Raw genomic sequence first — 20,681 nt, 5'->3', positions numbered from 1 at the left:
AGGCGGGCACGTTGCAGGGCCGCTCCGAACCGATGCCCGGCTGTCGGACCCGGTCGATAGCGTGCGGCCATGCTGCTGCTCGCGCCCCTCCGCACCGCCGAGGACGGAACCGTCCCCGGCCCCCTCCTCGACGAACTCACCGCCCTGTACTCCTCCCAGCGCGACTTCTACTCGCTGAGCGGTGACTTCCCGGACGCGAACGACATCCGTCCCGAACAGGTCGCCGCGGCCCTGTCACTGGAGCTGGCCGACCCGGAGACGGAGATCCTGCTCGCCCGCACCGCCGGGGAGGGGCGGCTCGTCGGGGTCGCCATCACCCTCGCCCGCCATCCCGATCCGGCCGACCCGGACCCGTGGATCGGGCTGCTGCTCGTCGACGCCACCGCGCAACGACGTGGGTACGGCAGCCGGTTGGCGCACCTCGTCGAGGAACGCTTCCGGCGGGCCGGGCGTACCGCCGTACGACTGGCGGTACTCGACAACAACCCCGGCGGCCTCGCGTTCTGGACGTCCCTCGGCTACGAGGCGATCGAGCGGCGCCGGGACCGGCAACTGGGTCGCCCCTGCAGCGTGTTGCGCAGGACACTGCGTACACCGCGGCAGGCCGCGCGGGTCGCCGTACTCGATCCGGACGGAGCGGTCTTCCTGTTCCGGTACGACAACGAGGAGGTGGGCGTGCACTGGGCCCTGCCCGGCGGCGGTCTGGAGCCCGGTGAGACACCGCGCGAGGGCGCCCGGCGGGAGCTGCGCGAGGAGACGGGCTGGACGGACGTGGAACCGGGCGCGTTCCTCCGCACCTGGACCCATGACTTCACCCGCGTCGGCGTCCCGATCCGCCAGCACGACCACCTGTACGTCGCCCGGGGCCCCCGCCGCGAGCCGGCGGGCGGCCACCTCACCACGGCGCGCGCGGCGGAGGGCATCCTGGCCTGGCGCTGGTGGAGCCGCCGGGAACTCTCCGCGGCGGCGGAGTCCGTGTGGCCGCCCGAACTGCCCCGGCTGCTCACGGAGTACGAGGAGTCGGAGGACCCGTCGTGGCGCGGGACCGGCCGTCCCTGACGCCTCGACGTCCAGACGTCCGGCTCCTCAGGGCTTCGGCGGTCTGCCCTCCCCGTACAGCCAGTCCTCCCAGACCGGGGTCAGGTCCGCGTCCGGAGCCGCCTTCGCCGCGTACTTCTCCACGTACGCCGTGAAGTCGGCCGTGTCCGCGTTGCCGTGGCGGTGGGCGGTCGCCCAGCCCCGGATGAGCCCGAAGAAGGCGTCGTCGCCGACGGCCCCGCGGATCTTGTGCAGGACCATGGCACCGCGTTCGTACACGGGGCTGTCGGAGATGCGCGCGGCGCTCGGCGGCTTCGCGGGCGGGAAGTCCCAGACGGCCTCGTTCGCCTCGGCGTCCCGGAAGTGGTCGCCCGCGTACAGCGCGTCGAAGGTCTCCTGGGCAGTGTCACCGCCGTGGTCCTCCGTCCACAGCCACTCGGCGTAGGTGGCGAACCCCTCGTTCAGCCACATGTCCCGCCAGCTCCTGGGGGTGACGGAGTCGCCGTACCACTGGTGGGCCAGTTCGTGGACGAGGAGGGAGAGGTCGGGGGCGCCGGGGAAGACGGGCCGGTTCTGGGTCTCCAGCGCGTACGCCACGTCCTGCGGCCGCTCGACGATCGCGCCGGTGGAGGAGAAGGGGTACGGGCCGAAGCGGCCCTCCGCCCACGCGACGACCTCCGGGATCCGGCCCAGGACCGCACGGCTGTCCCCGGCCTGCGTGGGATCGACGGCCACGTACACCGGCAGCCGCCCTTTCCCGTCGCCCCTGCTCACCGCCGAGCGGTCGATCTCGTACCGCTCGATCTCGTACCGCCCGATCGCGAGCGTGGCCACGTAGCTCGCCATCGGCTCGGTGACGCGCCAGGAGTACGTCGTACGGCCGCCCTCGACGGTCTCGCTCCGCAACTCCCCGTTGGAGACGGCCCGCAGGCCCTCGGGGACGGTGACCGTGAGGGCGTAGGACGCCTTGTCGGAGGGGTGGTGGTTGCCGGGGAACCAGGTCATCGAGCCCGTCGGCTCGCCGAGCGCGAGGGCGCCGTCGGCGGTCGGCAGCCAGCCCTCCCGGGAGCCGTCCGGGTCGGTGACCGTCTCCGGGGTGCCCGAGTAACGCACCGTCGTACGGAACGACCGCCCCTCGTCGAGCCCCCTCCCGGGAGTGACGGTCAGCTCCTGGCCCGCCCGCTTCCACCGCGCCGCCGCCCCCTCGACGGCGACCGACGCGACGTCCATCCCCCGGAGGTCGAGGTGGAAGGAGGAGAGGTCCCGCGTCGCCCGCGCGGTGACGACCGCGGTGGCCCGCAGGAGGGCCGGCGCGTCGGGGTCGTAGTCAAGGGTGAGGGCGTAGTGGGTGACGTCGTACCCGCCGTTGCCGAGCCCGGGGAAGTACGGGTCCCGGAGGCCGGCGGAGCCCCTGGTCCTCTCGGCCCCAGCGCCGCCGTCGGTGCAGGACGTGAGTGAGAGGGCGAGTGCGACGGCGAGGAGGGCGGACGGGACAACTCGTGCGGATCGGGACACGTCGGGGATCCTATGAGGACATGACACCATCGCCTACGTGCTCGACATCGGCTACGCCCTCTCCAACCGCTTCCCCGACCCGCCGCAGACGGACTACCGCCGCGCCGACGTGTACGCGCTGCGGCACGACCTGTTCTGCGGTGACGTCTACCTCGCCGACGCCAAGGCGGACCGGGAGCTGTCCACAGCCTGGGGATGGGTGCCGGTGCTGGACTTCGCGTGGGCGCTGTGCGACATCGTGGAGCGGCTGGACCAGGACCCCGCCGGTTCCCGCGCCTCCCGTCCCCAGTACGCGGAACTCGACTTCACCGAGTCCACCGACCGCATGCTCTTCGAGCGGCGCTTCGGATGGGTGGACGTGGAGGCGGACTGGATGCCGGCGGAGGAGCCTCCGCTCACCTTCTCCCACACCGAACTCCGCCGCGAGGCCCGCGACTTCCTGCACGACGTGATCGCCGACCTCTGCGACCTCCACGAGGCCCTCGCCGAAAACCCGGCGATCTGGACCCTGCAGTCCCGCTTCCCGAGAATGCCGTAGTCCCGCCGGGGGGTGCGGTATTTCGTCTGCGGCCCGGTGGGGGCTGGCCGCGCAGTTCCCCGCGCCCCTAAAAAACCCAGGCCCACGTCGGCCCAGAAGATCAGCCCCGTTGCAGCCCTGGAAAACCAGACCCCCGTGGCCCTGAAAGGCCAGCTCTCGTGGGTCTGCAAGTCGGCCGGTGTCGGGCCTGGAAAGCAGTGGGCGCAGCCCCTGCTTTCCAGGGGCGCGGGGAACTGCGCGACCAGCCCCCACCGGGCGGACGTCTCGGGGTCGAAGGGGCGCAGCCCCTGATGGGGGCACCTCCCGCTCGAGCGAAGCCGAGAGTGGGGGAGGGACGGGTAGGGGCGGCGGGGGCGAAAACCAACCCGGCACCCCCGAACGTCACCCCTCCACCCGAATCCCCATCTCCCCCGCCAACACCGGCGCCAGATCCATCAACTGAGCCGCGCTGATCACCGCCCCCGACAACCGCTCCACCCCCCGCGCGATCTCCACCGAGGCAGCCCCCCGCAGATCCACATCCACCAAGGTCACCCCGGTCAGATCAACCCCCTTGAGCGCACACCCCTCGAACGCCACCCGCTCCAACCGCGCACCCCCGAAATCCGGCTCCACCAGCACACAGTCCTCGAAGACCACGTCCCTGAGCCGAGCGTCCCGCAGATTCAGGTAGTCGATCTTCCCCCCACGCACCACCACCCGCTCCAGCACGGCCCCGTGCAACCGCACCCCACCGAGCCGCGCGTCCACCAGCTCCACATCCCGCAAGGTCGCCTCGGCCAGATCCGTACCGACACCCCGTATCCCGGTGAGGACGGAGTCGAGCACCCGGGCCCGCCGCAGCCGCGTCTCGTCCAGCGCGCACCCCGTCAGCGCGCAGTCCATGAACCGGGCACCCCCGCCGTCCTGCCCCGCGAGGTCCCGCTCCCGGAACTCCAGCCCGTCATAGTCCCCGTCGGGCTCCAGCTCCCCGCCCGCGAACGCCTCCAGCACCGGCAGCCGCACCTCCGGCCGCCGCGCCGCCTTCACCACCGACCTCGCCCTCGCCATGCCCCCATCCTGCACCCCACCACCGACAATCCCCGTGACCTGCGCGAACACCCCGCCGTAACCCGGCCATGTCACATTCCGGCGCCCCCGACCCGTCGTACGCACCGACAGCCGCGTCACCAGCCGACCGGCAGAAGGCACCGACCCGAGGGAGCCCCCGCCATGCCCACCAGCCGAACCCGCACCCCCCTCACCGTCGTCGGCGGCGGCTTCGCCGGACTCACCGCGGCGATCACCGCCGCCGAGGCGGGCGCGCGGGTCACCGTGTACGAGGCGCACCACACGCTCGGCGGCCGGGCCCGGTCCGCGGAGGGGCCGTACCGGACCAACGAGGGACCGCACGCCCTCTACAGCGGCGGCCCGCACTGGACGTGGCTCACGCAGCGGGACCTGATCGGGCCGCTCGCCCCGCTCCCGCCCCTGGAGGCCGCCCGGCTGCGCCTGCACCACAAGGGCGTCCTGCGCCGGACACCGCCGTTCGCGATGCTCAAGCTCCTGCGCCCCCGCCGCACGGCCCCGCACGCGCCCGTGGACGTCGACTTCCTCACCTGGGCGACCGGGCAGGCCGGCGAGGAGGCCGCGCGTGCCGCGGCGCACTACGCGGCGGTGGCGCTGTTCCACCACGACCCGGGCTCCCTGTCCGCCGCGTTCGTGCAGGAACGGCTGCGCCGGGCCACGAAGCTGCCCCCTGAGGCGCACTACCCGCGCGGCGGCTGGGCGAGCGTCATCGACCGGATGGCGGCCCGTGCCTGGAACCTGGGCGTCCGCATGGAGACCCTCAGCCGCGTCGACAGCCTCGACGCCCTCGGCTGCAGGGGCACCGGCCCGGTCGTCGTCGCCACCTCCCTGGACGCGGCCCGCCGCCTGCTCAAGGACGACTCTCTGACGTGGCCGAGCGGCCGTACCGCCCTCGTGGACCTCGCCCTGCGCACCCGCCGCGGCGACGCGTTCGTCGTCTCCGACCTGGACGCGCCCGGCTGGATCGAGCGGTTCACCGCGCAGGACCGCACGCTGGCCCCCGCGGGCGAGCAGCTGCTCCAGGGACAGTTCCCGATCGGCCCGCACGCGGCACGGGCCGACGGAGTCGCCCGCGCCGAACACCTGCTCGACCTTGGGTTCCCCGGCTGGCGGGACCGGGTCACCTGGCGCCGCGAGGCCACGTCGAACGGCCGTACGGGCGCGGTCGACCTGCCCGGCACCACCTGGCGCGACCGCCCGGCCATGGACCGCGGCGACGGCGTCTACCTCGCGGGCGACCAGGTGGCGGCACCGGGCGTGCTGTCGGAGGTGTCGTTCAACAGCGCCCTGGCGGCGGTCTCCCTGGCCCTGGGCCGCAGGTCACGCCCCACCCAGCACCTGAAGCGCGCGTGAGCCGCCCCCGCCCCCATCAGCCCCGCGCCGCGGACCTGCCTCCACCGGCCCGCACCACGCACCCTCCCCCACCAACCCGCGCCGCGCACCCGCGCCCACCAGCCCGCGCCGCGCACCCGCGCCCTCAGTGCCGCCCCGCCACCCGGTCCGCCACCCGCGCCAACCGCGACGACTCCCCCTTGTGCGAAGCCGCCTCCCGCCGGTCGGCGGCGCGGTACGTGGCGTACATGCCCTGCACCCCCGCCCAGCGCAGCGGCTCCGGTTCCCACTTGCGCACCCGGTGGTTCACCCACGGCAGCGAGGTCAGCCCGGTGTCCCCGGCCTGCCCGGAGTCCCGCCGGACGAGGTCGCGCAGGGTGCGGGCGGCGAGGTTCGTGGTGGCCACACCGGAACCGACGTAGCCGCCGGCCCAGCCGAGCCCCGTCGAGGGGTCGAGGGTAACCGTGGCACACCAGTCGCGGGGCACCCCGAGCACGCCCGACCAGGCGTGGTCGACCCGCACCCCCGCCAGCGAGGGGAAGAACCGCACCAGGATCTCGTACAGCGCCTCGACCGTCGCCGCCTGCGTACGCCCGTCGTTGTCCGTCCGCGACCCGAAGCGGTACGGCACCCCGCGGCCGCCGAGCGCGATCCGATCGTCGGCGGTGCGCTGCGCGTACATGTACGCGTGCGCCATGTCGCCGAGCGTCTCGCGGCCCTCCCAGCCGATCGCCGCCCACTGTTCGCCCGTCAGCGGCGCGGTGGCGATCATCGAGGAGTTCATGGGCAGCCAGGTACGCCGCTGGCCCTTGAGGTTCGCCGTGAACCCCTCCGTGCAGCGCAGCACATAGGGCGCCCGGACCGTGCCGTACGGCGTGACCGCGTGCCCGGGCCGGATCTCGGTCACCGGCGTCAGCTCGTGCACGGTCACGCCCAGCCCCTCGACGACGGCGGCCAGCCCCGTCACCAGCTTCACCGGGTTCAGCCGTGCCCCGTGCGGTGTCCACGTCGACCCCACGGCGCCCGCGACCCTGATCCGCTCGGCCGTCTCCCGCGCGCCGTACAGCTCGCGGTCGTCCTCCCCGTAGGCCCTCTCGTGCTCGTGGAAGGCCCTGAGGCGGCTCAACTGGGCCGGGGTGTAGGCGACTTCGAGCACGCCGCCCCGGTGGATGTCCGCCTCGACGTCCTCCTCGGCCGCCACCCGCACGACCTCGTCGACGGTCTCGTTCATCGCCCGCTGCAACCGCACGGCGGCATCCCGCCCGTGCAGCCGGGCGTACCGGTCCCGCCCCGCGATCCCGTTGTAGAGCCAGCCGCCGTTGCGCCCCGAGGCCCCGTACCCGCAGAACTTCTGCTCCAGGACGACGATCCGCAGACCGGGCGCGGCCTTCTTCAGGTAGTAGGCCGTCCACAGCCCGGTGTACCCGCCCCCGACGATCGCCACGTCGGCGGCCGTGTCCCCGGCCAGCGGCTCCCTCGGGACGGGGATGCCCGCCTGCGCGTACCAGAAGGAGATCCCACCGTTGACGGTGCCGGCCATCGCGTCCGAGCTGCTCATGGCGGGACGCTAACCCCTGCCGAGGGGCCCTGTCTCCTACGGATTCCGTGGCCCACGAGCCGCCGCCGGGCCGGAAATCGAAGGCGTACCGGGCCGGTACGCCCGTAGGGTCGCCCCCATGACCGACACCGTCCCGGTACCGGCGGAACTGGCCGCCACGCTGGAGAAGTACTTCCAGGAGAAGGGCCGGTCCTTCGCCGCCGCCCTGCCGGGCCTGGCCACCCGGTTCCTGGACCACTGGGGGCTGCGCCCCGACGGACCGGCCATGCACGGCATGTGCGCCCTGGTCCTGCCCGTGGTCCGCACCGCCGACGGCACCCCGGCCGTGCTCAAGCTGCAGATCCTCGACGACGAGAGCGAGGGCGAGCCGGTCGCCCTGCGCGTCTGGAACGGCGACGGGGCGGTACGGCTGCTGGACCACGACCCCGCGACGGGCACCATGCTGCTCGAACGCCTCGACCCGGCCCGCATGCTCTCCCATGAGCCCGACACCCACGCGGCCGTCCTGGTCATCGCCGGCCTCCTGGCCCGTCTGACCGCCACCCCGGCCCCGCCGGCCCTGCGCCGCCTGGCCGACATCGCGGCGGACATGCTGGACCGCACGCCCCCGGTGCTGGCCCGCATCCCGGACACGTCCGACCGCCGTCTGATCGCCGACTGCGCGGCGGCGCTCCGCGAGGTCATGGCCGAACCCGGCGACCGCCTCCTCCACTGGGACCTGCACTTCGACAACGTCCTGGGCGCCGACCGCGCCCGCTGGCTCGCCATCGACCCCAAGCCCCTCGCCGGCGACCCCGCCTTCGACCTCTGGCCGGCCCTCAACAACCGCTTCGACCCGGACGATGTCGTCTGGCGCTTCGACGCGATCACCGAGGTCCTCTCCCTGGACCGCGACCGCGCCCTCGCCTGGACCCGCGCCCGTCTCCTCCAGAACGCCCTCTGGGAGATCGAGGAGGGCCGGCCCCTGGACCCGGAGGACCTGGAACTCGCCCGCCGCCTGCGCTGACCGGCCTCCAGGACGAGGGGGGAACCACCCCGGGCCCTCCCGTCCTCTCCCCTCATGAGGAGTCACCTTCATGAGGAGTCACCTTCATGAAGGGTGCCCGGGACGCCGTCCCGGGACGCGAGGCAGGAGGACCGGGTGCCGTCCCAGGACGAGGTGGAGGAGTTCGCGGCACTGCTGCGACACCTGAAGGGGCGCACGGACCTCAGCTACGCGGCCCTGGCCCGCCCCCTGCACATCAACGCCTCCACACTGCACCGGTACTGCGCGGGGGAGGCCGTACCGCTCGGCTTCACGGCCGTGGAACGGTTCGCCGCGCTGTGCGGGGCCGACCCGGCCGAACGCGTCGAGCTGCACCGGCGGTGGATCCTGGCGGTCGCGGCACGCCGACGCTCCCGGACGGCGCCCCCGCCCGCCCCGGACGCCACCGAGCCCCCCGACCTCCCTCCCCTTCCCGCGCCCGTGCCCGCCCCGCGAACGCCCTGGTACAGGGGCCGCGCAGCGCTCGCCGCGGCTGTAGTGACCGCGCTGGCAGCCACCCTGATCGGCCTGTCCGCGCTGACGTCCCCGACGACCGCGAAGACGGCGGACCCGCGGCACGGCTCCCCGACACCGCCCGCACCCGCCTCGGTCGGAAAGGCCACCCCGGAGACGACAGCCCCACCCCTCACCTGGACCGTGAACTCCCAGCTCTGGGGGACCGGTTGCGACCACGACTACGTCATCGACAAGGCACCCCGGCAGGTACCGCCGCCCCCGCTCCCGCAGGACGCCGCCCTCTGGGCGCGTTCGCAGGGCGCGGTGCACGGCGGCCGGACACTCGTGGACATCACCGTGCAGGGCCGGACGGACACGGCCGTCGTCCTGGAGGCCCTGCGCGTCCGCGTCGTGGAACGATCCGCCCCGCTGAAGGGCACCGTCTACTTCACGGGCCAGGGCTGCGGCGCCGACCTCGACCCCCGCACGTTCGCGGTGGACCTGGACGAGGACCGCCCGGTCGCCCGCCCGGCCCAGGGCATCGAGGGCGGCACGGGCACCCCGGCCAGGCGCATGCCCTACCGGGTCTCCGCGAAGGACCCCGAGGTCCTGATGATCGACGCCCGCACCGTCGACTGCGACTGCAGCTGGTACCTGGAACTCGCCTGGTCCTCCCAGGGCCGCACCGGCACCGCCCGCATCGACGACCACGGCACCCCGTTCCGCACCAGCAGCACCAAGGGCCTGCCGCAGTACTGGTACGCCAACGGCGGCTGGACCCCCACGACCTGAACCAGAAAAAACCCCAGGTCAGACAAATCCGACCCGGGGTTTCCGACAGAGCCCCCTGTCGGATTCGAACCGACGACCTACGCATTACAAGTGCGTTGCTCTGGCCAGCTGAGCTAAGGAGGCGGGGCCCCTCGCGGGGGCGCCCGTGCAGTGTACCCACGTCACAGGGTGTGCTCGTCGAAAATTTCCGCGAAGTTCACAGGGGTCCGGGTACTGACAGACCAGGTGAACGACAGGTACCGTCCTGACCCAGTCCACTGCCGTGGACTACACCACCGTGGAACCGTCCGCGGCGGATCACCACCTTTACTCGGATCGTCCGGCACGTTCCTGCCGGTGAAGGGGGCCTACGACCCATGGCCACAGTTACGTTCGACAAGGCGACCCGCATCTACCCGGGTTCCACCAAGCCCGCCGTCGACGGGCTCGAGATCGAGATCGAGGACGGCGAGTTCCTCGTCCTGGTCGGCCCGTCCGGTTGCGGCAAGTCCACCTCGCTCCGCATGCTCGCGGGGCTCGAGGACGTCAACGGCGGCGCCATCCGCATCGGTGACCGCGACGTCACGCACCTGCCGCCGAAGGACCGGGACATCGCCATGGTGTTCCAGAACTACGCGCTCTACCCGCACATGACCGTCGCCGACAACATGGGCTTCGCGCTCAAGATCGCCGGCGTCAACAAGGCGGAGATCCGGCAGAAGGTCGAGGAGGCCGCGAAGATCCTCGACCTCACCGAGTACCTGGACCGCAAGCCGAAGGCCCTCTCCGGCGGTCAGCGCCAGCGTGTCGCCATGGGCCGCGCCATCGTGCGTGAGCCCCAGGTGTTCCTCATGGACGAGCCGCTGTCGAACCTCGACGCCAAGCTCCGCGTCTCGACCCGTACGCAGATCGCCTCCCTGCAGCGCCGCCTCGGCATCACCACCGTCTACGTCACCCACGACCAGGTCGAGGCCATGACGATGGGCGACCGCGTGGCGGTCCTCAAGGACGGTCTGCTCCAGCAGGTCGACACCCCGCGCAACATGTACGACCGCCCGGCCAACCTCTTCGTCGCCGGCTTCATCGGCTCCCCGGCCATGAACCTGGTCGAGGTCCCGATCACCGACGGCGGTGTGAAGTTCGGCAACAGCGTCGTCCCGGTCAACCGTGACGCCCTCAAGGCCGCCTCCGACAAGGGTGACACCACCGTCACCGTCGGTGTCCGCCCCGAGCACTTCGACGTCGTGGAGCACGACGGCTCCGTCGCCTCCGCCCTGTCCAAGGACGCCGCGGACGCCCCGGCCGGCCTCGCCGTCACCGTCAACGTCGTCGAGGAACTCGGCGCCGACGGTTACGTCTACGGCACCGCCGAGGTCGGCGGCGAGACCAAGGACCTCGTGGTCCGCGTCAACGGCCGCCAGGTCCCCGAGAAGGGCGCGACGCTGCACGTCGTACCGCGTCCGGGCGAGAACCACGTGTTCTCGACCTCCACGGGCGAGCGTCTCTCCGACTGATCCGGGCACGGCCCGTCCGTGACCGTGCGCGAAACCTCCAGCCCGGGATAAATCACCCAGGTTGACGAAGAAGGCCCCGCAAACATCCGCGGGGCCTTTTTCGCTGCCGTCAACTACCCCGACAAACAGGATGATTTCGACCAGTGTGCGTCAACCCGCCACCCGGAGGGCGGCGCTTCGACATCCCCCGTATCGGTGACCTAATGTCGCCATATCACTACCCCGCGCTACCCTCACTCGCGTGAAGCACACCCACACCCACACGCAACGGACGCGCCACGGCCGCGGTCCCGCCCGCCGGATCGGCCGCTCCCTGGCCCTGGTCCTGCCCGTCGTCATGGTCCTCTCCGGCACCCTCGCGGTCACCCGGGTCAACTGGACGGGCACCGAGCCCGCGGAGTCGATGCTCGCCGCCTCGGAGGTCTCCCAGCGCGCCAAGACCCGTGCCCCGCACGAGGTGCTGCGCGACAAGCTCCTCGTCGAACTCCAGGAGGAGAACCCGGGCGTCGCCCTCACCCACCTCCAGCAGGCGGTGAACGGCCGCCCGGCACTGGCGAAGCACTGCACCTCCATCGCCCGCGCCCTCGGCCGCGCCGCGGTCCGCGCCTACGGCCCCACCCGGGCCCAGTCCTTCGCCCGCCCGGTCTGCGACACCTCCTTCGCGACGGGAGTGGCCGCCCAGTACAGCTGAGGACGGCGCAGCGCGGCGCCGATGAGCGCCCGTCGCGCCGCTGAGGGCCCCGCAGCGCCGTAGAGACCGCGGAGACGCATCCAGCGGCTCCCCAGGGGCTCTCAGAGGCTCCCAGAGGCTTTCCAAGGCCCCGCAGGATCTCCGGGCGCTCCCGGCGCCCGGCATCCCCGTACACCGATCCCAGGGCCGTGCTCCCGCGAACGGGGCGCCACGTACAGTTCGGGCATGACCGATCCGAACGCCGCGTCGCGCCCCGTTCAAGCCGTGGTCCTCGCCGGTGGCCAGGGCTCACGGCTGCGTCCGTACACCGACGACCGGCCCAAGCCCATGGTCGAGATCCCCGGTACGGGCACCCCGATCATCGGCCATCAGCTCACCTGGCTCGCCGAGGAGGGCGTGACCGACGTGGTCGTCTCCTGCGGCCACCTCGCCGACGTCCTGCAGAAGTGGCTGGACTCGGCCGACCTGCCGGTCCGCGTCACCACGGTCGTCGAGACGGAACCCCTGGGCCGGGGCGGCGGCCTCAAGTACGCCGCCTCCCACCTGCCCCACCCCGACCAGACCTGGTACGCCACCAACGGCGACATCTGGACCCGTTTCTCGCTGCGCGACATGGCGGACTTCCACGCCGAACGCGACGCCCTCGCCACCCTCGCGCTCGCCCGCCCCCGCATCCCCTGGGGCGCCGTGAAGACGGACGGTTTCGGCCGCGTGACGGACTTCATCGAGGCCCCGCCCACGACGTACGAGATCAACGCGGGCGTCTACGTCTTCTCCCCCGAGTTCACCGACCTGCTCCCCGTCCGCGGCGACCACGAGCGCACCACGTTCCCGCGGCTGGCCCGGGAGCGCCGGCTGGCCGGCTTCCCCATCCCCCAGGGCGCCTACTGGCGGGCCATCGACACGGCCAAGGACCTCACGGAGGCGGCCAAGGAACTGGCGGCCCTGAGCCGCTGAACGGCCGCCGCCTTCCTCATCTCCTCCCCGGACACGCCAGTGGGCCCCGCGCGAAGATCGCGCGGGGCCCACTCGCACATCGCCGGAACCGGCGGGACCTACCCCAGCAGGCCCCCCACCAGCCCGGGCTGCCCGCCCGAGGAACTACCCCCGCCGGACCCCCCGGTGGACCCGGTGGCACCCCCGGTCGCACCGCTGGAGGCGCCTCCGCTGGCGCTGGGACCGGCGGTGGTGCTCGGCGCCTGCTGGGCCGGCGCGGTCTGCTGCGGCGGCGCCTGTCCCGCCGTCCCCTGCGTCTGACTCGGCTGCCCCCCGGTGACCGCCCCCGTGGACGGCTGCGCGGCCCCGGGAGTCGTGGCCGCCTCCGACGGCGTCGCCGACGTCGCGCCCGCGCTGGGCGAGTTGGAGGCGGACGGGCTCTTCTCGCGGCGTGCGCTCGGCTCACCCGGCAGCGGCGATCCCGGCAGTTCGTTGCGCGGCGCCTCCCCGGGCCCGGGGACGACGATCCGGTCGGCGTCGCGCACCGCCCCGCCGAACAGGGACCCCACGAGCAGCGTCAGCCCGACGACGATCGCGGCGACGAGTGCGCCGCGCCGCAGCACGTAGCGCCGCAGCTCCCAGATGTCGGCGCGCGGCCCGAGCGTGCGCCAGGCGCCGCCCGCGAGCCGCCCGTCGACCGAGTACACCGGCGCACCCGCGATGATCAGCGGGGACCAGGCGGCGAGGTAGATGATGTCCGGCGTCTCGTAGACGGGGACGGTCTTCCAGCTGACGGTGACCAGCAGCGCGGCCGACAGCAGCGCCCCGACACCGGCGGCGACCCGCTGCCAGAGTCCGAACACGGTCAGCACGCCCACGATGACCTGGGCGAAGGCGATGACGAGCCCCGAGCCCACCGGGTGTTCCAGGGCGAACTGCCGCAGCGGCTCGGCGACTTCCCACGGGTGCAGCGTGTTCAGCCACTTCACCATGGAGCCGCGCTTGCCGCCGTCGAAGTAGTGCGGGTCGCAGAGCTTGCCCATGCCGGCGTAGACGGAGATGAAGCCGAGGAAGACGCGCAGCGGCAGCAGCACCACGCCGAGGTTCATCCGGCGGCCGGGGTAATAGGCGTGCCGGACGGGCTCGTTGCCGGTCCGGCGCCCGCCGCGCTCGTCCCCGTCGTCGTAGGAGTCCGCGAACTCCCCGTCGGCGTAGGCGTCCTGGCCGTACTCCGGTTCGTCGTACGCGCTGTCGACGGTCCGCATGGCGGGGAGCAGCCGGGTGCCGTCGGTGTGGTCGCCGTGCGTGCGCTGGCTGCCCACGATGGGCGTCTCGACGGTCTCGACGGTCAGGTCGGCGCCGTAGCGTCCGTCCTCGTCGCCGTAGCGCCCCCCGCCGCCCGCGTAGCCGCCGCGCGGCCCGTCCACGCGGGGGATGACCTGGGTCGAGCCGGTGTCGCCGAGCGGATCGGGAGCCCCGCGGCCGACGCCCGCGCCGCGTACCGCCTGGAGGAGCCGGTGGGCCCCGGTGTCGTCCGGCGCGGACCTCCCGCTCCAGACGACGGGCGCGCGCCGGCGCCCGGCGGCGGGCGCCCCGGAGCGCCCTGCCGCGCCCGCGGCCGGGATACGCGCGGTGTCCGCGCCGACGCTCAAGTGCCGTGCGATGCGCGGGGACGCCCGCGTGGAGGCGCCCAACTGCACGCGGAAACTCGCGTGGTTGACGATGACCTGCGCCGGATCGCTCGGCACCTTCACCATGCTCAGCGCGGGAGCGTCGTCGAATCCCGATTCGAATCCCGACGAACGGTCCCCCGTGGGTGTGCGGGGTGTTCTGGTGTCCACACTCATCTAACCGAGTGACGTGTCGTTAGGACACTGCTTTGACCGCCCTGATCTGTCCGGACCCCGTCAAGGTGATCCGGCGTTCCCGGAAACCCCAGTTGGGGCCCGGTCGCCCACCCGTCACACCGACGGAACTACGCCCGACGACGGGCCGCCTCGTACAGCACGACTCCCGCCGCGACACCGGCGTTCAACGACTCGGCCCCGCCCGGCATGGGGATCCGCACCCGGTAGTCGCACGTCTCGCCCACGAGGCGGGACAGGCCCTTGCCCTCGCTGCCGACGACGATGACGACCGGGCCGCCGAGGGCCTCCAGCTCACCGATCTCGGACTCCCCGTCGGCGGCGAGTCCGACCACCACGACACCGGCCTTCTTGTACGCCTCCAGCGCGCGCGTCAGGTTGGTGCAGCGGGCGACGGGCGTACGGGCGGCCGTGCCGGCGGACGTCTTCCACGCACCGGCGGTCATCCCGGCCGCACGCCGCTCGGGGACGAGGACACCGTGGCCGCCGAACGCGGAGACGGACCGGACCACGGCACCGAGGTTCCGCGGGTCGGTCACCCCGTCGAGGGCGACGATCAGCGGGTCCTCACCCTCGTCGTACGCGGCGTTCGCCAGGTCCTCGGGGTGCGCGTACTCGTACGGCGGGACCTGGAGGACGAGCCCCTGGTGGTTCAGCCCGTTGGTCATGCGGTCCAGCTCGGGCCGCGGCGCCTCCATGAGGTTGATGCCGCCGCGCTCGGCCGCGAGCTGCAGCGCCTCACGCACCCGCTCGTCGTTGTCGATGAACTGCTGGACGTACAGCGTCGAGGCGGGCACGCCCTCGCGCAGCGCCTCGACGACGGGGTTGCGCCCGACGACCATCTCGGACGTGCCCTTGCCGCCCCGGCCACGCGGCGCGGGACGGCGTGCGGCCTGCTTCGCCTTGGCGTTGGCGATGCGGTTGGCCTTGTGCTTCTTGCGCATCTCGGCGGGCGGCGTCGGGCCCTTGCCCTCGAGACCCTTGCGCCGCTGGCCGCCACTGCCGACCTGCGCGCCCTTCTTGCCGGACATGCGGCGGTTGTTAGCGGCCATGACCTACCCGTCTCTGAAGCGTGTGTGCGTACGCGTCGGGCGTACGTCGTCGTGTGTACGTAATGCAGTGTGCCGCCCGGAGGCCCGGGCGGCACAATCGATCAAGGTGACCGGAGTCCTGCTCAGCGCGGGCCGAGGGTCCAGCGCGGGCCGTCGGGGCCGTCCTCGATGGCCAGACCCGACTGGTTGAGCTGGTCGCGGATGGCGTCCGCGGTCGCCCAGTCCTTGCGGGCGCGGGCCGCCTCGCGCTGCTGGAGCACGAGCCCGACGAGCGTGTCGACGACCCCGTGGAGGTCCTCGCCGCGGTCGCCCTCGGCGCCGGCCCAGTGGGCGTCGAGCGGGTCGAGGCCCAGCACGCCGAGCATGGCCCGCACCTCGGCGAGCCGGGCCACGGCCTCTTCCTTGTCGTCGGCGGCCAGCGCGCTGTTGCCCTGCCGGACCGTGGTGTGCACGACGGCGAGCGCCTGCGGCACCCCCAGGTCGTCGTCCATCGCCTCGGCGAACGCCGGCGGCACCTCGGCCGCGGGCTCCACGACCCCGCCGGCCTTCTCGATGACCCGCTGGACGAACCCCTCGATCCGGGCGAACGCCGACTCCGCCTCGCGCAGGGCGGCCTCGCTGTACTCGATCATCGAGCGGTAGTGCGGGGTGCCCAGGTAGTACCGGAGCACGATGGGCCGCCAGTGCTTGACCATCTCGGAGACGAGGACGCTGTTCCCCAGCGACTTGGACATCTTCTCGCCGCTCATGGTGACCCAGGCGTTGTGCACCCAGTACGTGGCGAAGTCGTCGCCGAAGGCCTTGGCCTGCGCGATCTCGTTCTCGTGGTGCGGGAAGATCAGGTCGAGGCCGCCGCCGTGGATGTCGAACGCGGTGCCCAGGTACTTGTGCGCCATGGCCGAGCACTCCAGGTGCCAGCCCGGCCGCCCCCGCCCCCAGGGCGTCTCCCAGGTGGGCTCCCCCGGCTTCGCCGACTTCCACATGGCGAAGTCACGGGGGTCGCGCTTGCCGGTCTCGCCCTCGCCGGAGGGCTGGAGGAGGTTGTCGAGCTCCTGGTTGGACAGCTGCAGATACCCGGGGAACGACCGCACGTCGAAGTAGACGTTCCCGTCGGCCTCGTAGGCGTGACCGCGCTCGATCAGGCCGCGCATCATCTCGACCATCTCGGTCACGTGCCCGGTGGCCCGCGGCTCGTAGGTCGGCGGCAGGCAACCGAGCACGCCGTACCCGTCGTTGAACGCGCGCTCGTTCTCGTACCCGATCGACCACCACGGGCGGCCCTGGTCGGCCGCCTTCACGATGATCTTGTCGTCGATGTCCGTGACGTTCCGGACGAACGTCACGTCGTACCCGCGGTACTCGAACCACCGGCGCATGATGTCGAAGTTGAGCCCCGACCGGATGTGTCCGATGTGCGGGGCCGCCTGCACCGTGGCGCCACACAGGTAGATCGAGACACAACCCGGCGTGAGCGGGGCGAAGTCACGGATCTGCCGGGCGCTGGTGTCGTACAGGCGAATAGTCACGCCCCCAAGCGTAGTGGCCCACCAGCCGTGCCCCGAGCCCTTCACCCCGAGGACGGCAGATTCGTGACGTATGCGCGCCGGCCCCCACGCCCTTGATGGGCCGCAGGCCCGAACAGGGGCGCGGGGAACTGCGCGAGAACCCCCACCGGCCCGACACGTACCCACCCCACGCGAAGCGCGAGGGGGGTCAAAGGGGCGCAGCCCCTTGAGGACGGGACGGGTAGGGGCGGCGGGGGCGAAACCCGAGGCTCACCCCACCCGCACGACAAGCGCCGTGGCCACCGCCATCAGCCCCTCACCCCGCCCGGGGAACCCCAACCCGTCCGTAGTCGCCCCGGACACCGACACCGGCGCCCCCACCACCTCCGACAACACCTTCTGCGCCTCGTCCCGCCGCTTCCCGATCTTCGGCCGGTCCCCGACCACCTGCACGGCCACGTTCCCGATGACGAACCCCCCGGCCCGTACGATCCGCGCCGCCTCCGCGAGCAGCGTCACCCCGGACGCCCCCGACCACTCCGGCCGGCCCGTCCCGAAGTGCTGCCCGAGATCGCCCATCCCGGCCGCGGAGAACAGCGCGTTGCACGCGGCGTGCGCCACGACGTCCGCGTCGGAGTGCCCGGCGAGACCCGGCCCCTGGCCCTCCCATTTCAGCCCGGCGCACCACAGCTCCCGCCCCTCCTCGAAGGCGTGGATGTCGGTACCGATCCCGACCTGCGGCAGCACCAGGGAACTGGGCAGCGACACCGGCGCCGCTGCCCCGACGTTCTCAGAACCCATCGTTCAGCCTCCTGCGCGCCAGAACCGCCTCCGCGAGCACCAGGTCCAGCGGCCGCGTCACCTTGAACGCCTCCTCGTGCCCGGGCACGACCACGACGCCGAGCCCGAGTCGCTCGACCATGCTCGCGTCGTCGGTCACCTCCCCGGTGACCGTCTCGTGCGCCCGCAGCAGCGTCTCCCGGTCGAACCCCTGGGGCGTCTGCACGGCCCGCAGCCGCGCGCGCTCGGGCGTGGCGACGACCGGCTCCGGCTCACCCGGCGTGTCCGCCGGCCCGACCTCCTTGACGGTGTCGGCGAGCGGCAGCGCGGGCACCACGGCGACTGCCCCGTCCCGTACGGCCTCGATGACCGCGTCGACGGTGTCCACCGGCACGAGCGGACGGGCCGCGTCGTGGACGAGGACGACGTCGTAGCCGGGGGGCAGTGCGTCGAGCCCGAGCCTGACCGACTCCTGGCGCGACTCTCCGCCGGGGACGACGAGGAAGTCGGTCCGCTCGGGCAGGGCGTGCGCGTCGAGCAGGGTCTTGACCTCGGGGGCGCCGTCGGGCGGCGCCACGACGATCACCAGGGAGACCGCGCGGGAGGCCGCCATGGCCCGTACCGCGTGGATCAGCATCGGGGTGCCGTTCAGCGCGCGCAGCGCCTTGGGGGCGCCCGGGCCGAGGCGTACGCCCCGGCCCGCCGCCGGAATCACGGCCGCCGTGCGGGGTGCCGTACGGGGTGCCGCCCCGGCTGCGGAAGGCGAAGGGCGCGAATCGTCAGACATCGGTTCCTGTCAGGTTTGTGTGCTCGGCCTACGTGGGTATGGCCACAGCGTGCCGGGCGCGACACCTTGACCGGACCCTTCCGTGACATCTGGTCGAGCCAGCTGCCCGGGCCCGGCACGCCAAGTACGAGCCAGGAGTACGCGTACGACAGGTACGGGCATTCCGAACTCGCAGGAGCACCGGGGCACGCCAAGTATCGCCGAGTATCGGGGTTCCCCTTCAGGCGTTCGGCATCCGGGCACGAACATGCCGCAGCGCCCGGCGACATTACGTACGTCATCGGGCACCGCGGCATTTCGATGTGCTGCGCTGAACGGCTGAGCGGGCTGGCTGCCTGCCTCAGGCGTCAGTTCAGGACGCGAGAACCTCGTCGAGCAGGGCCTCGGCCTTGTCCTCGTTCGTGTTCTCCGCGAGGGCGAGCTCGCTCACCAGGATCTGGCGGGCCTTGGCGAGCATCCGCTTCTCGCCGGCGGAGAGTCCGCGCTCCCGCTCGCGACGCCACAGGTCACGCACGACTTCCGCGACCTTGATGACATCGCCGGAGGCGAGCTTCTCCAGATTTGCCTTGTAGCGACGCGACCAGTTCGTGGGCTCCTCGGCATACGGTGCGCGCAGCACCTCGAAGACCCGGTCCAGGCCGTCTTGACCGACCACATCACGTACACCGACGAACTCCGCATTGTCCGCCGGCACACGCACCGTCAGGTCGCCCTGAGCGACCTTGAGCACCAAGTAGGTCTTGTCCACGCCTTTGATCTGGCGAGTTTCGATGGCCTCAATCAGCGCGGCCCCGTGATGGGGATAGACCACGGTGTCGCCAACCTTGAACGTCATGTGACAGGTACCCCTTCCGTGGCTATCCAGGGTAACACGGAAACGGCGTGTTCTGAATGGCGTTTTCGCAGGTCAGGGCGCATCTCGGGGCTTGACAACTGCAACAGGAACGTGCTGCGAGGGCCGAACGGAAGAGGGTATCCGCAGGTCGGAGCCGCTCTCCGGGCGGAAGGAAACGCGTACGTTACACGCATCCGGAGGGCCGCACGAGCGCCCGAACGTCCCGCTTTGTCCGGCCCCATGTGTGCGACTTACGCTACTCCGTTCGATGAGCGGAGTCGGGTACGAGACGAATCCGGAATTGATCAAGGAGTTCGATCAACCCCCTCCGTTCCGCCGTTACCGGATCGTGTTCTGAAGCCGTTCCGGTGACGTTTCGAGGGCGGTTCCCGCGCGTGTTCTGCCCGGCGTCCGGCCGCTGTTCTGACGGCTGATCGATTTTCCGTACCGGCCGGCATTCCCCGGCGGAAATCCGCGGCACGGCCCCGGGGAAGTCCGAGGGGGTTTTGTGAATGCCGGACAGAGGTGCCGGAGACGGCCGCCCATTGCTTCCGGTGACTTGTCGGGGACTTGGGGAGGGTCGGGTGCGGCGGCGGAGGGACGGCTCGGTAACCTAAGGCCGCTACAGACCACGTACCGCCCACGTTCTAGGAGTTGCCGCCGCCGTGAGCAGCAGCCTTCGACGCGGCGCCCTCGCCGCCGCCGCCATCGCGTTCTCGATCGCCTCACTCGCCGCGTGCGCCGCCGGCAACAACGCCCAGACGCTGGAAGTCAAGCCGGACAACGCGGCCACCAGCGTCGGCGACATCAAGATCCAGAATGCGATCGTGGTCACCCAGCCCGGCACCGAGACCAAGGGTCCCGCCGTGGTCTCCGCGACCGTCTTCAACGGTGCCACGACCGACCAGACCCTGGAATCCGTCACCGTCGAGGGCGCCGGCACCGCCGAGCTGACCCCCGCCAAGGGCGAGGGCAAGGGCGGCAGGATCGTCGTCCCGGCCGGCGGCTCCGTCATCCTGGGCGGCGAGAACAACGCCTCCGCGGTCCTGACGGACCTCACCGAAGCCGTTCAGGACGGCAACGCCCAGAAGGTCACCTTCTCCTTCAGCGAGACCGGCGAGGTCGGCCTGCGCGCCTTCGTGATCCCCGCCGAGCACTACTTCGAGAAGTGGGGCCCGAGCGACATCCCCGAGGCCCCGCCCGCCAGCGCGTCCCCGTCCGAGAAGACCTCCGGCTCCCCGTCCGCGACCGTCTCGAGCTCCCCCGCCGACGGCGAGTCCGCCGCCGAGGAGGGCGCCGCCGCCGGCTCCACGGCCTCCCCGTCCACCTCGTCCTCCGAGGAGACCGGCGGCCACTGAGCCGCGCACCCACGCCGAAGGGCGGCACCCCCCGCGGGGGGTGCCGCCCTTCGGCGTT

At 72.3% G+C, this 20,681-nt stretch carries 18 protein-coding genes and 1 tRNA gene; 9 read left to right on the top strand and 10 right to left on the bottom strand.

Annotated elements, in window-relative coordinates; genetic code table 11:
* Nucleotides 1-72 precede the first annotated feature (72 nt).
* The gene (locus SCAB_RS23975) at nucleotides 73-1,059 is read left to right on the top strand and encodes a GNAT family N-acetyltransferase (RefSeq protein WP_041670896.1); all 987 of its coding nucleotides are present in this window, start codon (nucleotides 73-75) and stop codon (nucleotides 1,057-1,059) included.
* Between the two features lie 27 nt (nucleotides 1,060-1,086).
* Here SCAB_RS23975 and SCAB_RS23970 read toward each other — a convergent pair whose 3' ends face one another.
* The gene (locus SCAB_RS23970) at nucleotides 1,087-2,583 is read right to left on the bottom strand and encodes a M1 family metallopeptidase (protein ID WP_013002651.1); all 1,497 of its coding nucleotides are present in this window, start codon (nucleotides 2,581-2,583) and stop codon (nucleotides 1,087-1,089) included.
* Between the two features lie 7 nt (nucleotides 2,584-2,590).
* Between SCAB_RS23970 and SCAB_RS23965 the strand changes: the two genes are divergently transcribed.
* Entirely contained in the window at nucleotides 2,591-3,091 is a 501-nt protein-coding gene (locus SCAB_RS23965) for a hypothetical protein (protein WP_013002650.1), read from the top strand.
* Nucleotides 3,092-3,472: 381 nt separating this feature from the next.
* On the opposite strand, the gene SCAB_RS23960 is transcribed toward SCAB_RS23965, so the two are convergent.
* Nucleotides 3,473-4,141: a pentapeptide repeat-containing protein gene (locus tag SCAB_RS23960; protein WP_231885113.1), complete on the bottom strand. Its 669-nt coding sequence runs from the start codon at nucleotides 4,139-4,141 to the stop codon at nucleotides 3,473-3,475.
* A 162-nt stretch (nucleotides 4,142-4,303) separates the two neighbouring features.
* On the opposite strand from SCAB_RS23960, the gene SCAB_RS23955 reads away from it, so the two are divergent.
* Nucleotides 4,304-5,512, top strand: a complete 1,209-nt coding sequence (locus SCAB_RS23955; protein ID WP_013002648.1) for an FAD-dependent oxidoreductase — start codon at nucleotides 4,304-4,306, stop codon at nucleotides 5,510-5,512.
* A 124-nt stretch (nucleotides 5,513-5,636) separates the two neighbouring features.
* Here the strand turns inward: SCAB_RS23955 and SCAB_RS23950 are convergent, their stop codons facing one another.
* Nucleotides 5,637-7,049, bottom strand: coding sequence for an NAD(P)/FAD-dependent oxidoreductase (locus tag SCAB_RS23950; RefSeq protein ID WP_013002647.1), 1,413 nt, complete (start codon nucleotides 7,047-7,049; stop codon nucleotides 5,637-5,639).
* 118 nt (nucleotides 7,050-7,167) lie between these two features.
* Between SCAB_RS23950 and SCAB_RS23945 the strand changes: the two genes are divergently transcribed.
* A complete protein-coding gene (locus SCAB_RS23945; protein ID WP_013002646.1) occupies nucleotides 7,168-8,055 on the top strand; it encodes an aminoglycoside phosphotransferase family protein in 888 nt (295 codons plus the stop codon).
* 135 nt (nucleotides 8,056-8,190) lie between these two features.
* Nucleotides 8,191-9,321 carry a helix-turn-helix domain-containing protein gene (locus SCAB_RS23940; RefSeq protein WP_041670892.1) on the top strand — a complete coding sequence of 377 codons (1,131 nt, stop codon included), beginning with the start codon at nucleotides 8,191-8,193 and terminating at the stop codon, nucleotides 9,319-9,321.
* Nucleotides 9,322-9,370: 49 nt separating this feature from the next.
* Here the strand turns inward: SCAB_RS23940 and SCAB_RS23935 are convergent.
* A tRNA-Thr gene (locus tag SCAB_RS23935) sits at nucleotides 9,371-9,444 on the bottom strand.
* A 233-nt stretch (nucleotides 9,445-9,677) separates the two neighbouring features.
* On the opposite strand from SCAB_RS23935, the gene SCAB_RS23930 reads away from it, so the two are divergent.
* The 3 genes from SCAB_RS23930 (at nucleotide 9,678) to SCAB_RS23920 (ending at nucleotide 12,462) form a co-directional block, all read left to right on the top strand.
* The gene (locus tag SCAB_RS23930; protein ID WP_013002644.1) at nucleotides 9,678-10,814 is read left to right on the top strand and encodes an ABC transporter ATP-binding protein; all 1,137 of its coding nucleotides are present in this window, start codon (nucleotides 9,678-9,680) and stop codon (nucleotides 10,812-10,814) included.
* 241 nt (nucleotides 10,815-11,055) lie between these two features.
* On the top strand, nucleotides 11,056-11,505 hold the full coding sequence (locus SCAB_RS23925) for a hypothetical protein (RefSeq protein ID WP_013002643.1): 450 nt from the start codon (nucleotides 11,056-11,058) through the stop codon (nucleotides 11,503-11,505).
* Nucleotides 11,506-11,730: 225 nt separating this feature from the next.
* Complete coding sequence (locus SCAB_RS23920; RefSeq protein ID WP_013002642.1) at nucleotides 11,731-12,462, top strand: nucleotidyltransferase family protein; 732 nt, start codon at nucleotides 11,731-11,733, stop codon at nucleotides 12,460-12,462.
* Nucleotides 12,463-12,560: 98 nt separating this feature from the next.
* Here the strand turns inward: SCAB_RS23920 and SCAB_RS23915 are convergent, their stop codons facing one another.
* From SCAB_RS23915 to SCAB_RS23890, 6 genes are all read right to left on the bottom strand, one after another.
* Complete coding sequence (locus SCAB_RS23915) at nucleotides 12,561-14,288, bottom strand: DoxX family protein (protein WP_173402901.1); 1,728 nt, start codon at nucleotides 14,286-14,288, stop codon at nucleotides 12,561-12,563.
* 128 nt (nucleotides 14,289-14,416) lie between these two features.
* Complete coding sequence (gene rlmB, locus SCAB_RS23910) at nucleotides 14,417-15,358, bottom strand: 23S rRNA (guanosine(2251)-2'-O)-methyltransferase RlmB (RefSeq protein WP_013002640.1); 942 nt, start codon at nucleotides 15,356-15,358, stop codon at nucleotides 14,417-14,419.
* Between the two features lie 122 nt (nucleotides 15,359-15,480).
* Nucleotides 15,481-16,884, bottom strand: coding sequence for a cysteine--tRNA ligase (gene cysS, locus SCAB_RS23905; protein WP_013002639.1), 1,404 nt, complete (start codon nucleotides 16,882-16,884; stop codon nucleotides 15,481-15,483).
* 249 nt (nucleotides 16,885-17,133) lie between these two features.
* Nucleotides 17,134-17,664 carry a 2-C-methyl-D-erythritol 2,4-cyclodiphosphate synthase gene (gene ispF / locus SCAB_RS23900; RefSeq protein WP_086022883.1) on the bottom strand — a complete coding sequence of 177 codons (531 nt, stop codon included), beginning with the start codon at nucleotides 17,662-17,664 and terminating at the stop codon, nucleotides 17,134-17,136.
* Nucleotides 17,654-18,430, bottom strand: a complete 777-nt coding sequence (gene ispD / locus SCAB_RS23895) for a 2-C-methyl-D-erythritol 4-phosphate cytidylyltransferase (RefSeq protein ID WP_013002637.1) — start codon at nucleotides 18,428-18,430, stop codon at nucleotides 17,654-17,656. Before ispD ends, ispF begins: the two co-directional genes overlap by 11 nt.
* Nucleotides 18,431-18,782: 352 nt before the next feature.
* Complete coding sequence (locus SCAB_RS23890; protein WP_003953493.1) at nucleotides 18,783-19,265, bottom strand: CarD family transcriptional regulator; 483 nt, start codon at nucleotides 19,263-19,265, stop codon at nucleotides 18,783-18,785.
* A gap of 665 nt (nucleotides 19,266-19,930) precedes the next feature.
* Here SCAB_RS23890 and SCAB_RS23885 point away from each other — a divergent pair.
* Nucleotides 19,931-20,623: a copper chaperone PCu(A)C gene (locus SCAB_RS23885; protein WP_013002636.1), complete on the top strand. Its 693-nt coding sequence runs from the start codon at nucleotides 19,931-19,933 to the stop codon at nucleotides 20,621-20,623.
* The last annotated feature ends 58 nt before the right edge of the window (nucleotides 20,624-20,681 follow it).

Origin of the sequence: Streptomyces scabiei 87.22 (assembly GCF_000091305.1) — a bacterium.
GTDB classification, from domain to species: Bacteria; Actinomycetota; Actinomycetes; order Streptomycetales; family Streptomycetaceae; genus Streptomyces; species Streptomyces scabiei.
Note: the sequence above shows the minus strand (reverse complement) of the source record. Positions and strands in the feature narration are given on the sequence as shown.

Excerpts from the sequence above, each read along its gene's own strand:
- SCAB_RS23970 (WP_013002651.1), bottom strand. The coding sequence starts at position 2,583 with ATGGTGTCATGTCCTCATAGGATCCCCGACGTGTCCCGATCCGCACGA.
- SCAB_RS23960 (WP_231885113.1), bottom strand. The coding sequence starts at position 4,141 with ATGGCGAGGGCGAGGTCGGTGGTGAAGGCGGCGCGGCGGCCGGAGGTG.
- SCAB_RS23955 (WP_013002648.1), top strand. The coding sequence starts at position 4,304 with ATGCCCACCAGCCGAACCCGCACCCCCCTCACCGTCGTCGGCGGCGGC.
- SCAB_RS23950 (WP_013002647.1), bottom strand. The coding sequence starts at position 7,049 with ATGAGCAGCTCGGACGCGATGGCCGGCACCGTCAACGGTGGGATCTCC.
- SCAB_RS23945 (WP_013002646.1), top strand. The coding sequence starts at position 7,168 with ATGACCGACACCGTCCCGGTACCGGCGGAACTGGCCGCCACGCTGGAG.
- SCAB_RS23930 (WP_013002644.1), top strand. The coding sequence starts at position 9,678 with ATGGCCACAGTTACGTTCGACAAGGCGACCCGCATCTACCCGGGTTCC.
- SCAB_RS23920 (WP_013002642.1), top strand. The coding sequence starts at position 11,731 with ATGACCGATCCGAACGCCGCGTCGCGCCCCGTTCAAGCCGTGGTCCTC.
- SCAB_RS23915 (WP_173402901.1), bottom strand. The coding sequence starts at position 14,288 with ATGAGTGTGGACACCAGAACACCCCGCACACCCACGGGGGACCGTTCG.
- rlmB (WP_013002640.1), bottom strand. The coding sequence starts at position 15,358 with ATGGCCGCTAACAACCGCCGCATGTCCGGCAAGAAGGGCGCGCAGGTC.
- ispF (WP_086022883.1), bottom strand. The coding sequence starts at position 17,664 with ATGGGTTCTGAGAACGTCGGGGCAGCGGCGCCGGTGTCGCTGCCCAGT.
- ispD (WP_013002637.1), bottom strand. The coding sequence starts at position 18,430 with ATGTCTGACGATTCGCGCCCTTCGCCTTCCGCAGCCGGGGCGGCACCC.
- SCAB_RS23890 (WP_003953493.1), bottom strand. The coding sequence starts at position 19,265 with ATGACGTTCAAGGTTGGCGACACCGTGGTCTATCCCCATCACGGGGCC.